Source organism: Stenotrophomonas maltophilia, assembly GCF_039555535.1.
Classification (GTDB): domain Bacteria; phylum Pseudomonadota; class Gammaproteobacteria; order Xanthomonadales; family Xanthomonadaceae; genus Stenotrophomonas; species Stenotrophomonas maltophilia_Q.
In genome coordinates this window covers 1,686,963-1,699,486 of the sequence record NZ_CP154630.1, presented here as the reverse complement: position 1 = coordinate 1,699,486, position 12,524 = coordinate 1,686,963, and the positions used below count along the sequence as shown (strand labels likewise).

Annotated in this window: 12 protein-coding genes; 6 read left to right on the top strand and 6 right to left on the bottom strand. The window is 65.9% G+C overall.

Going from position 1 to position 12,524, the window contains the following annotated elements; all coding sequences use genetic code 11:
• Positions 1-6 precede the first annotated feature (6 nt).
• Entirely contained in the window at positions 7-1,524 is a 1,518-nt protein-coding gene (locus tag AASM09_RS07875) for a fumarate hydratase (RefSeq protein WP_049429429.1), read from the bottom strand.
• A 148-nt stretch (positions 1,525-1,672) separates the two neighbouring features.
• On the opposite strand from AASM09_RS07875, the gene AASM09_RS07870 reads away from it, so the two are divergent.
• The 4 genes from AASM09_RS07870 (at position 1,673) to AASM09_RS07855 (ending at position 6,129) form a co-directional block, all read left to right on the top strand.
• Complete coding sequence (locus AASM09_RS07870) at positions 1,673-2,569, top strand: RNA polymerase sigma-70 factor (protein ID WP_049429430.1); 897 nt, start codon at positions 1,673-1,675, stop codon at positions 2,567-2,569.
• Between the two features lie 36 nt (positions 2,570-2,605).
• The gene (locus AASM09_RS07865; protein WP_049429431.1) at positions 2,606-3,055 is read left to right on the top strand and encodes a carboxymuconolactone decarboxylase family protein; all 450 of its coding nucleotides are present in this window, start codon (positions 2,606-2,608) and stop codon (positions 3,053-3,055) included.
• Between the two features lie 360 nt (positions 3,056-3,415).
• Complete coding sequence (locus AASM09_RS07860) at positions 3,416-5,269, top strand: ABC transporter ATP-binding protein (RefSeq protein WP_049429117.1); 1,854 nt, start codon at positions 3,416-3,418, stop codon at positions 5,267-5,269.
• A gap of 80 nt (positions 5,270-5,349) precedes the next feature.
• Positions 5,350-6,129, top strand: coding sequence for a ferredoxin--NADP reductase (locus tag AASM09_RS07855; protein ID WP_049429116.1), 780 nt, complete (start codon positions 5,350-5,352; stop codon positions 6,127-6,129).
• A gap of 94 nt (positions 6,130-6,223) precedes the next feature.
• Here the strand turns inward: AASM09_RS07855 and AASM09_RS07850 are convergent, their stop codons facing one another.
• The gene (locus AASM09_RS07850) at positions 6,224-6,703 is read right to left on the bottom strand and encodes a glutathione peroxidase (protein ID WP_049429115.1); all 480 of its coding nucleotides are present in this window, start codon (positions 6,701-6,703) and stop codon (positions 6,224-6,226) included.
• Positions 6,704-6,833: 130 nt separating this feature from the next.
• Between AASM09_RS07850 and AASM09_RS07845 the strand changes: the two genes are divergently transcribed.
• Positions 6,834-9,002, top strand: coding sequence for a M3 family metallopeptidase (locus AASM09_RS07845; RefSeq protein WP_049429114.1), 2,169 nt, complete (start codon positions 6,834-6,836; stop codon positions 9,000-9,002).
• A gap of 106 nt (positions 9,003-9,108) precedes the next feature.
• On the opposite strand, the gene cfa is transcribed toward AASM09_RS07845, so the two are convergent.
• The 3 genes from cfa to AASM09_RS07830 are packed head-to-tail and all read right to left on the bottom strand — an operon-like array spanning position 9,109 to position 11,465.
• On the bottom strand, positions 9,109-10,224 hold the full coding sequence (cfa, locus tag AASM09_RS07840) for a cyclopropane fatty acyl phospholipid synthase (RefSeq protein WP_049429113.1): 1,116 nt from the start codon (positions 10,222-10,224) through the stop codon (positions 9,109-9,111).
• 19 nt (positions 10,225-10,243) lie between these two features.
• A complete protein-coding gene (locus tag AASM09_RS07835; RefSeq protein ID WP_049429120.1) occupies positions 10,244-11,125 on the bottom strand; it encodes a DUF3298 and DUF4163 domain-containing protein in 882 nt (293 codons plus the stop codon).
• A gap of 37 nt (positions 11,126-11,162) precedes the next feature.
• Positions 11,163-11,465, bottom strand: a complete 303-nt coding sequence (locus tag AASM09_RS07830; protein WP_005417588.1) for a GNAT family N-acetyltransferase — start codon at positions 11,463-11,465, stop codon at positions 11,163-11,165.
• 209 nt (positions 11,466-11,674) lie between these two features.
• Between AASM09_RS07830 and AASM09_RS07825 the strand changes: the two genes are divergently transcribed.
• Positions 11,675-11,836, top strand: a complete 162-nt coding sequence (locus tag AASM09_RS07825) for a hypothetical protein (protein ID WP_180849142.1) — start codon at positions 11,675-11,677, stop codon at positions 11,834-11,836.
• A 55-nt stretch (positions 11,837-11,891) separates the two neighbouring features.
• On the opposite strand, the gene AASM09_RS07820 is transcribed toward AASM09_RS07825, so the two are convergent.
• Positions 11,892-12,518, bottom strand: coding sequence for a rhomboid family intramembrane serine protease (locus tag AASM09_RS07820; RefSeq protein WP_010486760.1), 627 nt, complete (start codon positions 12,516-12,518; stop codon positions 11,892-11,894).
• Positions 12,519-12,524 lie beyond the last annotated feature (6 nt).

Genomic DNA, 12,524 nt, shown 5'->3' with positions numbered 1-12,524 from the left:
GAAGGCTTACTCCACCACTACCGGAATCTTGCCGATGCGGGCCTGCCATTCGCGCGGGCCGGTCTTGTGCACCGACTCGCCGGTGGAATCAACCGCCACGGTCACCGGCATGTCCTGCACGGTGAACTCGTAGATCGCTTCCATGCCCAGGTCGGCGAAGCCGACGACCTTGGCCGCCTTGATCGCCTTGGACACCAGGTAGGCCGAACCACCGACGGCCATCAGGTAGGCCGACTTGTTGTCACGGATCGCCTCGATGGCCGCCGGGCCGCGCTCGGCCTTGCCGACCATGCCCAGCAGGCCGGTCTGCTCCAGCACCTGGCGGGTGAACTTGTCCATGCGGGTCGCCGTGGTCGGACCTGCCGGGCCCACCACTTCATCGCGCACCGGATCGACCGGGCCGACGTAGTAGATGAAGCGCCCCTTCAGGTCGACCGGCAGTTCCTCGCCCTTGTTGAGCATGTCGACCATGCGCTTGTGCGCGGCGTCGCGGCCGGTCAGCAGCTTGCCGTTGAGCAGCAGGGTCTGGCCGGGCTTCCAGCTGGCCACGTCTTCCGGGGTGATCGTGTCCAGGTCCACGCGGGTGCCCTTGGACGCGTCGTAGGTCAGCTTCGGCCAGTCTTCCAGCGACGGCGGGTCCAGCATCACCGGGCCGCTGCCATCCAGCGTGAAATGCGCATGGCGGGTCGCAGCGCAGTTCGGAATCATCGCCACCGGCAGGTTGGCCGCGTGGGTCGGGTAATCGTTGATCTTGATGTCGAGCACGGTGGTCAGGCCGCCCAGGCCCTGGGCGCCAATGCCCAGGGCGTTGACCTTCTCGTACAGCTCCAGGCGCAGCTCTTCGATGCGGTTGGAGGCACCACGGGCCTGCAGCTCGGTGATGTCGATCGGCTCCATCAGCGCTTCCTTGGCCAGCAGCATCGCCTTCTCGGCGGTGCCACCGATGCCGATGCCAAGCATGCCCGGCGGGCACCAGCCAGCGCCCATGGTCGGCACGGTCTTCAGCACCCAGTCGACGATCGAGTCGGACGGGTTGAGCATGGCGAACTTGGTCTTGGCTTCCGAACCACCGCCCTTGGCGGCCACGATCACATCGACCGTGTTGCCCGGCACCACCTTCACGTTCACCACGCCCGGGGTGTTGTCCCTGGTGTTGATGCGCTTGCCGGCCGGATCAGCCAGCACCGAGGCGCGCAGCTTGTTGTCCGGGTGCATGTAGGCGCGGCGCACGCCTTCATTGGCCATGTCTTCCACGCCCATGGTGGCGTCGTCCCAGCGCACGTCCATGCCGATTTCCAGGAACACGGTGACGATGCCGGTGTCCTGGCAGATCGGACGGTGGCCTTCGGCGCACATGCGCGAATTGATCAGGATCTGGGCCATCGCTTCCTTCGCGGCCGGCGACTCCTCGCGCTCATAGGCGGCGGCGAGGTTCTTGATGTAGTCGACCGGGTGGTAGTACGAGATGTACTGCAGCGCGTCGGCGATGGACTGGATGAGGTCTTCCTGCTTGATCGATGTCACGGCTTGCTCGCTTGCTCGAGGCTGGCGGGGGTAATCCACCCATTTTACCCCCTCCCCCGGCCGCAGGGTGGTAGTGCCGGCCGCTGGCCGGCAAGATCTGACCCTGGCCCCCTGTCACGCCACGCGCCGCTGCGGCGTCCTTGCCTACATGAACGCCGAAACCGCTTTCCAGACCCACCGCCCGCGCCTGATGGCGCTGGCCTACCGCCTGCTCGGCAGCCGCGCCGACGCCGAAGACGTGGTCCAGGATGCCTGGCTGCGCTGGTCCGGCGCCGATCCGACCGGGGTCCGCGATGCCGAGGCCTGGCTGGTCACCACCACCACACGACTCGGCCTGGACCGCCTTCGTGCCGCCAAGCGTGAGCGCGCGCACTACGTCGGCCCCTGGCTCGCGGAGCCGCTGGCAGTCACGCTGGAGCCCGATCCTGCGCCCGACCCGGCCCAGCTGCACGCGCTGGCCGACGATGTCTCGGTCGCCTTCCTGACCCTGCTTGAGCAGCTGGGCCCTGAAGAGCGCGCCGCTTTCCTGCTGAAGGAAGCCTTCGACCACGACTATCGCGAGATCGCCGACCTGATCGGCCACAGCGAGGCCAACTGCCGGCAGCTGGTGCACCGAGCGAAACAGCGCCTGCAGTCCGGGCGGCCCCGCTTCAACGCCGACGCCAGCCAGCACCGGCAGTTGCTGGCGCGCTTCATGGATGCTTCGCAACGTGGCGACAGCGAGGCGATCCAGGCCCTGCTGCACACCAACGCGTTGCTGGTGTCCGACGGCGGCGGCGTGGTCACCGCGGCAGTGCGTCCACTGCTGGGCGCCGAGCGCATCGGCCGCCTGTTCTGGGCGATCGCACGTCGTGGCGCGGTGCATCCAGCGCAGCTGGGCTACGTCAACGGCGAGCCGGCGATCCTGCGTTTCATCGGCGACCGCCTGCACTCAGTCACCACCATCGAGGTGGTCGATGGCCGTATTGCCAATGTGTACAGCGTGCTGAATCCGGAAAAGCTGCCGGATGTTGTCACGCGCGGCGACGGTACGGCGTCCTGGTAGTGAAAGGCGGCCACTGTGGCCGCCGTGGAGCCGAAAATGTCCGACCACGCCTCTCCCCGCGTTCCGTACACCCGCCTGGCCGCCGAGGCCTTCAAGGGCCTGCTGGCCACCAGCAAGGCGGTGCATGAAAGCTCGATTGATCCGACCCTGATGGAACTGCTGTTCCTGCGCGTATCGCAGCTCAACGGCTGTGGCTACTGCATGGACATGCACGGCACTGCGCTGCGCAAGGGCGGCATCGAGCCGCGCAAGCTGGACACGCTGCCGGCCTGGCATGAAAGCCGCTTCTTCGATGCGCGCGAACGCGCGGCGCTGGGCTGGGCGGAGGCGCTGACCCGGCTGACCGACGGTGCACCGTCGCAGGAAGTGTTCGATGCACTGGCCCCGCACTTCGATGAGAAGGGCATCAGTGACCTGAGCATGGGCATTGCGGTGATCAACGCCTGGAACCGGCTGGGTGCGGGGTTGCTGCCGCCGCTGCCGTAAAGGGGGGCTGGCCGGGCTGCCGCCCGGCACCCGCAGAGGCAACAGCCGAAACAACAGCAACGTCAGAAGCTGGTTTCCTGAGGGATGGCGAGGTGGATCCGGTTACGGGAGACGCCGTAAACCCGTCCTTGGGGGCTTGGCAGCCGCATCCATGCGGCTGACACTCCCGCAACCGGACCCACCCCGCCCTCCACGGACTTCTACTGCTGCTGGTAGGTGTCGACCCTGGTCGACACGGTAGATCCACGCCATGCGTGGATGCAGCAGGGTCAGATCCCTTTGCAGGACAAAGGGATCTGACCCCGGGCCGCACGCCTGCACTGACCCCCTCTGCACGGCCGGGGCGCGCACAATAAACGGATGCCTGCTGCCTCCGAAAAGAAACCCAGCCTGCGCCAGCGCTTCAGGGCGATGCGCAACCTGCCCCCGTTCCTGCGCATGGTCTGGAAGACCAGCCCCGCGCTCACACTGGCCAGCCTCGGGCTGCGCCTGATCCGCGCCCTGCTGCCTGTGGCGATGCTCTACGTCGGCAAGCTGATCATCGACAGCGCGCTGCACCTGAGCCAGCACGATGCCGGCTTCCCGCCGCTGGCCGAGGCACTGTCCAGCGGCCTGCTCAACCCGCTACTGGGCCTGCTGGCGGTGGAGTTCGGCCTGGCCATCGCCTCGGACCTGCTCGGCCGGTTGGTCAGCTATGCCGATGCCCTGCTCTCGGAGTTGTTCGCCAACGTCACCAGCATCCGTTTGATGGAACATGCCGCCACGCTGGACCTGGAGGACTTCGAGGACCCGGACCTGCAGGACAAGCTGGACCGTGCGCGGCGCCAGACCATGGGCCGGATGAACCTGATGAGCCAGTTGTTCGGCCAGGTGCAGGATGCGATCACCGTGGCCAGCCTCGCCGTCGGCCTGCTGGTGTATGCGCCGTGGCTGATCCTGCTGCTGGCGCTGGCGCTGGTGCCGGCCTTCATCGGCGAATCGCACTTCAATGCGGCCGGCTACAGCCTCAACTTCCAGTGGACGCCCGAGCGCCGCCAGCTCGACTACCTGCGCCAGCTCGGTGCCAGCGTGGAAACGGCCAAGGAAGTGAAGATCTACAACCTGCACCGCTTCCTGGTGGAACGCTACCGGCGGCTGTCGGTGGCGCTGTTCCAGGCCAACCGAGCCCTGGCCCGGCGCCGCGCGTTCTGGGGCACGCTGCTGGCTGCGCTGGGCACACTGGGGTACTACACCGCCTACGCCTACATCGCCTGGCGCACGGTGCGCGGCGACTTCTCGATCGGCGACCTGACCTTCCTCGCCGGCAGCTTCCTGCGCCTGCGCCAGCTGCTGGAAGGCCTGCTGATCGGCTTCTCGCAGGTGGCCAGCCAGGCGCTGTACCTGGATGACCTGTTCTCGTTCTTCCAGATCCAGCCGGAAATCCACTCGCGCGATGGGGCCGTGCGCGTGCCGCAACCGATCCGCCAGGGCTTCGTATTCGAGAACGTCGGCTTCCGCTACCCCGATGCCGAACAGTGGGCGGTGCGCCATCTGGATTTCCAGCTGCACGCCGGCGAAGTGCTGGCCCTGGTCGGCGAGAACGGCGCCGGCAAGACCACCCTGGTGAAGCTGCTGGCGCGGCTGTACGAACCGGACGAAGGCCGCATCCTGCTCGATGGCCGCGACCTGCGCGATTACGACCTGGATGACCTGCGTGCCAACCTCGGGGTGATCTTCCAGGACTTCGTGCGCTACAACCTCAGCGCCGGCGAGAACATCGGCGTCGGCCAGGTCGAGGCGATGGACGACCAGGCACGCATCGCTGACGCGGCGCGACGCGGCATGGCCGAGGAAGTCATCGACGACCTGCCCGGCGGCTACGACCAGCAGATCGGCCGCCGCTTCAAGCAGGGCGTGGACCTGTCCGGTGGCCAGTGGCAGAAGATCGCCATTGCCCGCGCATGGATGCGCAATGCGCAGGTGATGATCCTGGATGAGCCAACGGCAGCGCTGGATGCCCGCAGTGAGTTCGAGGTGTTCCAGCGGTTCAGGGAACTGGCGGATAATCGCACCGCAGTACTGATTTCCCACCGCTTTTCCTCGGTACGCATGGCCGACCGCATCCTGGTGCTGGCCGATGGCCGGATCGAGGCCAGCGGCACCCATGAACAACTGATGGCCCAGGGAGGGCGGTACGCCGAGCTGTTCGAGCTGCAGGCAGCGGGCTACCGCTGAGAACGCCTCTCGTTCCGCCTAATGAGAACCTGTCTCATTTGAGATAGAATCATCCCCGACGACTTTCGATAGATACGCCCATGTCCTCCGCTTTCGGCGCCGAAACGGTGCTTGAGGTCCGCCACTGGACCGACGCCTACTTCAGCTTCACCCTCACCCGCGACAGCGGCTTCCGCTTCGAGAACGGCCAGTTCGTGATGATCGGCCTGGAAACCGAGGCGCGACCGCTGTTGCGCGCCTATTCCATTGCCAGTGCCAACTGGGAAGAACAGCTGGAGTTCTTCAGCATCAAGGTGCAGGACGGCCCGCTGACCTCGCGCCTGCAGCACATCAAGCCGGGCGACAAGGTACTGGTCGGCAAGAAGCCCACCGGCACCCTGCTGATCAGCGACCTGCATCCCGGCAGGAACCTGTACCTGCTGGGCACCGGCACCGGCCTGGCGCCGTGGCTGTCGGTCATCAAGGACCCGGAAACCTACGAGCGCTTCGAGAAGGTGATCCTGTGCCACGGCGTGCGCTACGAAAAGGACCTGGCCTACCGCGATTACTTCGAGAGGGAACTGCGCGAGCACGAGTTCCTCGGCGAGATGATCGGCGACAAGCTGCTGTACTACCCGGCCGTTACCCGCGAGCCGTTCGCCAACCAGGGCCGCCTGACCCAGCTGATGGAGAGCGGCGAGATGCAGCGCACCCTCGGCCTGCCGGAACTGAGCCCGGAGAACGACCGCGCGATGATCTGCGGCAGCCCGCAGATGCTGGCCGACCTTCGCACCGTGCTCGATGCCCGGGGTTTCCAGGTTTCGCCGCGCATCGGCCAACCGGGCCACTACGTGTTCGAGCGCGCGTTCGTCGAGAAGTAAACCGTTGCGCCTGTAGAACCGAGCCCACGCTCGGCTCGCGCGCACCGCGCGCCCTCAATGTCGGCCGGACGAGCAGCCGAGCGTGGGCTCGGCTCTACAACAGCGCTTCGATCGCGCTGCGCAACTGCTCCGGCCTGGTGTTGGGCGCATGCCGGGACACCACCTGCCCCTGGCGATCGACCAGGAACTTGCTGAAATTCCACTTGATGCGGGCACTGCCGAGCAGGCCACGTTTTTCGTGCGTCATCCAGGCCCACAACGGATCAGCGCCCTCGCCGTTGACCTTGATCTTCTCCGACAGCGGAAAGCTGACCGGATAGTCCAGCGAACAGAACTGGCGGATCTGCGCCGCGTCCCCCGGCTCCTGCGCACCGAACTGGTTGCACGGGAAGCCGATCACCACCAGGCCGCGCTCGCGGTAGTCCTGCCACAACTGTTCCAGGCCGGTGTACTGCGGGGTGAAGCCACAGCGGCTGGCGACGTTCACCAGCAACAACGGGTGGCCCTGATAACGGGCCAGCGCCTGCGGCTGGCCGTCGAGGTCACGGAAGCTGAAATCGTAGGCGCTGGTCATGATGGCCGGCCGTGGGCGGTGAATGCATGGTACCCGCGACCCGAGCCGGCAACATGCCTTTTGACACAAGTGCAGGCGCCGCCGGTCGGGTTAACCTCGGGCCCTTGCCTGCCTTACCGGAGTTCCTACCTTGACCACTCGCCTTGCCCTTGCCGTGGCCATGTCCCTCGGCCTTGCCCTGCCCGCCTTCTCGGCCGGCGCCGCCACCCCGGCCGCCAGCACCGCCGCCCAGCAGGCCAACCCGTTCTTTGCCGAAAGCCCGCTGCCGCTGCACTTCCCGCAGTTCGACAAGATCAAGGACAGCGACTTCGCCCCGGCCTTCGACGCCGGCATGGCGCAGCAGCTGAAGGAAGTGGAGGCCATCGCCAACAACAAGGCCAAGCCGACCTTCGACAACACCATCATCGCCCTGGAAAAGAGCGGTGACATCCTCGACCGCGCGACCACCGTGTTCTTCAGCCTGGTGGGCGCCGATACCAACGACACCCGCAAGAAGCTGCAGGCCGACTACTCGGCGAAGTTCGCCGCGCACAGCGATGCGATCGCGCTGAACGGCAAGCTGTTCGCCCGCATCCAGGCGCTGTACGACACCCGCAGCCAGCTGGGCCTGGACGCCGAAGGCGTGCGCCTGGTCGAGAAGTACTACGACAACTACGTGCGCGCAGGCGCCAAGCTGTCCGAGGCCGACAAGGCCAAGCTGAAGGAGATGAATGCCGAGCTGGCCAACCTGGGCACCAAGTTCAGCCAGAACGTGCAGTCGGAAGTGAACGCTTCGGCGATCACCGTCGATGACGTCAAGGAACTGGACGGCCTGTCCAAGGAGCAGATCGCCGCCGCCGCCGAAGCCGCCAAGGCCCGCGGCCAGGACGGCAAGTACGTGATCACTCTGCTCAACACCACCGGGCAGCCGCCGCTGACCAACCTGGCCAACCGCGCCCTGCGCCAGAAGATCTACGAAGCGTCGGTCAGCCGTGGCAGCCGCGGCGGTGAGTTCGACAACACCGCGCTGGTCTCGCGCATCATGCAGCTGCGTGCCGACAAGGCCAAGCTGATGGGCTTCCCGAACTTCGCCGCCTACAACCTGACCAACCAGACCGCCAAGACGCCCGAAGCGGTCAACGCGATGCTGGGCAAGCTGGCTCCGGCCGCCGTGGCCAACGCCAAGCGCGAAGCCGCCGACCTGCAGGCGATGATCGACAAGGAACAGAAGGCTGCGCGCAAGCCGACCTTCCAGCTGGAACCGTGGGACTGGGCCTTCTACAGCGAGAAGGTACGCCAGGCCAAGTACAACTTCGACGAGTCGCAGCTGAAGCCGTACTTCGAAATGAAGAACGTGCTTGAGAACGGCGTGTTCTACGCCGCTGGTCAGGAATTCGGCCTGACCTTCAAGCAGCGCACCGACCTGCCGGTCTACCACGATGACGTCACTGTCTACGACGTGTTCGACGCCGACGGCAGCCAGCTGGCGATCTTCATCTTCGACCCGTATGCGCGTGCCTCCAAGCGCGGTGGCGCGTGGATGAACTCCTACGTCTCGCAGTCCAAGCTGACCGGCTTCAAGCCGGTGGTCGCCAACCACCTGAACATCCCGAAGCCGCCGGCGGGCCAGCCGACCCTGCTGACCTGGGATGAGGTGAACACCACCTTCCACGAATTCGGCCACGCCCTGCACGGCATGTTCTCCAACGTGAAGTACCCGTACTTCTCGGGCACCTCGGTGCCGCGTGACTTTGTCGAGTTCCCCTCGCAGGTCAACGAGATGTGGGCCGACAACCCGGTCATCCTGAAGAACTACGCCAAGCACTACCAGAACGGTTCGGCGATGCCGCAGGCACTGCTGGACAAGGTGCTGGCTGCCGCCAAGTTCAACCAGGGCTTCGCCACCACCGAGTACCTGGGTGCGGCCATGCTGGACCAGCGCTGGCACCAGATCGGCGCCGACCAGGTGCCGGCCGCCAAGGACGTGATGGCCTTCGAGCGCGCCGCGCTGGAGAAGGACGGCATCTACTACGCGCCGGTTCCGCCGCGCTACAAGACCCCGTACTTCAGCCACATCATGGGCGGCTACTCGGCCGGCTACTACGCCTACATCTGGTCGGAAGTGCTCGACGCCAACACCCAGAAGTGGTTCAAGGACAACGGTGGCCTGAGCCGCAAGAACGGCGACCACTTCCGCGCCACCCTGCTGTCCAAGGGCGGCAGCGTGGATGCGATGCAGCTGTTCCGCGATTTCGCCGGCCACGAGCCGCAGATCGAACCGCTGCTGGAAAAGCGTGGCCTGACCGGCGCTGGCAACTGATCGCCCGCGTACCGGCCTGAAACGGAAACCGCCCGGGAGACCGGGCGGTTTTTTGTTGTGGCTGGGTCAGAGCCCTCTTCTGCGAAAAGGGATCTGACCCCGCTCTTCAGCGCGGCGCCACGTACCCGCCCGGCACGCCTTCCGGCGACAGCACCAGCTGCCACAGCTGCGCATGCCGGCAGCGGAAGGTGGCCATCGATCCGGCCAGGTAGAAGCGCCACATGCGGCGGAAATGCTCGTCGTAACGGGCATCCAGCCGCGGCCACGCGGCTTCCACGTTGCGTCGCCAGGCCTGCAGGGTCAGGTCGTAGTCGGTGCCGAAGTTGTGCCAGTCTTCCAGCACGAACCGACCTTCGAACGCCCGGGTGATCTGCACCGCCGAAGGCAGCATCGAGTTGGGGAAGATGTAGCGCGCGATCCACGGATCGGTGCGATGCCGGGAGATGTTGGTGCCGATGGTGTGCAACAGCAGCAGGCCACGCGGCGACAGGCAGCGCCGGGCCACCTCGAAGAAGCTGGCGTAGTTCTTGTCGCCGACATGCTCGAACATGCCGATCGAAAAAATCGCATCGAACGGTTCGTCCAGCTCGCGGTAGTCCTGCAGGCGGATCTCGATCGGCAGGCCGGCACACAGCTGGCGGGCGAATTCGGCCTGCTCCTGCGAAATGGTCACGCCGACACCGCTGACGCCATAGCGCTCGGCGGCAAACTTCAGCGCCTCGCCCCAGCCACAGCCGATGTCCAGCACGCGCTGCCCCGGACGCAGTCCCAGCTTGCGGCAGACCAGGTCGAGCTTGGCCTCCTGCGCGGCGTCCAGATCATCGGCAGTGCGCCAGTAGCCGCAGCTGTACACCAGGCGCTGCCCGAGCATGGCCTGGTACAGGTCGTTGCCGAGGTCGTAATGGCGGCGGCCAACTTCGTAGCTGCCCTGCCCGGCCTGCAGATTGAACAGGCGCGCCTTCAGGGCATCGGCCACCTCGCGCCAGCCATGTACCCGTTCGTCCAGGTGCGCCTGCATCAGGTGGACGAGGAATTCATCGAGGACGTTGGCATCCCACCAACCCTCCATGTAGCTCTCGCCGAGACCCAGCGAGCCGTGGCCCATGACCCGCGCAAAGAAGCGCGGGTCATGCACCTGGATGTCCTGTGGCTGGGTACCGCCGATGCGGACCCCGGCTTCCTGCAGCAGGCCGGCGACCCGCTCCTGCAACCCTGTATCCACGCCACCTCCTCGACTGCGGTCAACCGCGTGCGAACAGCTCCACGTAGTCCTTGGCCACGTGCGGCAACAGCACCGCCGCCGGTACATCGGCGGTCTGGGTGCCGTCCGAGTATGGGCCCACCTGGTACGGCGGGAACACAAAGCGCAGCGCGGTGATCTGCCCCTTGTCGTCGGTCAGCGGTTGGAACTGGCTGAAATTGTCGGCCTGCGGGCCGGTACCGTCGGCGATCATGCGCGATGCGTTGCGCAGTGATTCCTGCAGCTGGGCGGGGTCCATGTCCTCGCCGCTGAGGCGGGTGGCCACGCGTTCGCGCAGCTGGTCGGCGACGAAATCGCTGATTGCCTTCCATCCCTTGGCATCGGCCACCAGCTTCTCCGCGCTGAGCATCTGCTGGTGCTGCGGCAGCCATACGAAGCGGGCCACCAGCGGCTCGCCGTGGGCGCCACCGGTGTAGCGGCTGCCATCGGCACTGACCACCACCAGCTGCGGGGTTTCCAGCAGCTTCTCGAAACTCAGTGACAGCTCGTAGGGCATGGTCGGCTTGTCGTTGCCGAGTCCGTCCAGCGCTTGCTGCAGGTCGCTGCGCGCGCTGGTGGCATAGTCCTGCAGCGCGCGCGCCAGGCCCGGGTAACGGTCGATGCCGGCCGGGTAGCTGATGCCCACCACCTCGCGTTCGTTGTTCTCGATCACGTCGCGCAGGTCAAGCGGCGCCTCCGTGGCCGGCGTCTCACCTGCAGCGCTGGCCTCGGCGGCGGGGGCCGCATCGGTCGCCGGTGCCGGCTCGCTCTCGCGCTGGCAACCGGCCAGCAACAGCACGCCCACCACGCCGGCCAGCACGCTGCCGCGCAATGGCCGGTTGTTTCCAATCTTCATCGGGATCCCCTGTTCATGTTTGTACATCATCGCCTGCCATGGCTGAAGCGTGGCCCGCTGGCATTCAGCCAACGAGCAGGTCGTGGTACTCCTCGTGCCGCTGCAGGAAGGCTTCGGCATACGAACATGCCGGCACCACCTTGTACTTCTGCTCGCGCGCAAAGCGCAGCGCCACACGGGTCAGCTCGCCTGCGATGCCACGGCCGGCAATCGGCTCGGGCACTTCGGTATGTGTGATGACCATGCGCTTGCGTTTGATCTGGTAATCGAGCACCGCCAGCTGTCCGCGCACACGGGCGGTGAAGCGATGGTTGGCCAGGTCGTGTTCGACCTCGTAGGCCAGACCGGGGGGCGTGACCGAAGCCATGGAACTGTCTCCTGCGGCGACTGCGTGGATGGTGCGCAGCCGGGCGCCATGATCGCGTGAAGCCTGAACAGGGGCAAGTCCAATCCATTCACGTCAGATTTCGACCCTCAAGCTGGAGGGAGGACGGCCGCTATCGCCTGTGGAGGGGTACGGCCAGGCTGGCACGGCCCTTGCGACCGTTGACCATGCGCATCACCGCGGAGGCCCCGATGCACCCCAGCGATTCCCATTCCGATACCGACCACGCCCTGCTGGAGGGCCTGCTGCAACTGGCGGTGGAAGGGCAGACCGAAGACCAGGATTTCCAGCGCATCGGCGAAGAAGTGTTCGCCCGTCTGCTGGACACCTACGGCCAGCAGACCCGCGCCTGACCAGGAGCGGAGGCCCTGCCCCGGGGTCGGATCCAGCGGATCCGACCCCGGCCCCTCAACCGCCGCCGAGGCGGAAGGTCGGGTTGGAGAGTTCGCGCAGGAAGTGGGTGAAGATGCTCGGCTGCATGGCCAGCATGAAGATCACGCCGAACGCTGCACCGGCCAGGTGCGCGCTGTGGTTGATGCGATCACCACCGCGCTTGTCCATCCAGATGCTGTAGCCCACGTAGAACGCGGCATAGACAATCGCCGGTGCCGGGATGAAGAACACCAGGATGATCGACCACGGCTTGATCAGGATGAAGGCGAACAGCACCGCCGACACCGCTCCGGACGCGCCGAGGCTGAGGTAGTTCGGGTTCTTCTGGTTCTTCAGGTAGCTGGGCAGGATCGAGACCAGCAGCGCTCCGATGTAGAACGCCGGGTAGGTGAGGTAGCTGCCGGTGAGCTGCACCATCACACTCTCGATGAATCCCCCGAAGAAGAACAGGGTGATCATGTTGAAGATCAGGTGCGACCAGTCCGCGTGGATGAAGCCATAGGTCACCAGCCGGTCGTACTGGCGGTGACGGTCGATGGCCGGCGGCCACAGGATCAGGCGGTCGGCCAGCTTGCGGTTGTTGAACGCCATCCACGACAGGATGGCGGTGATGGCGATCAACAGCAGATTGACGGGGGTCATGTCAGG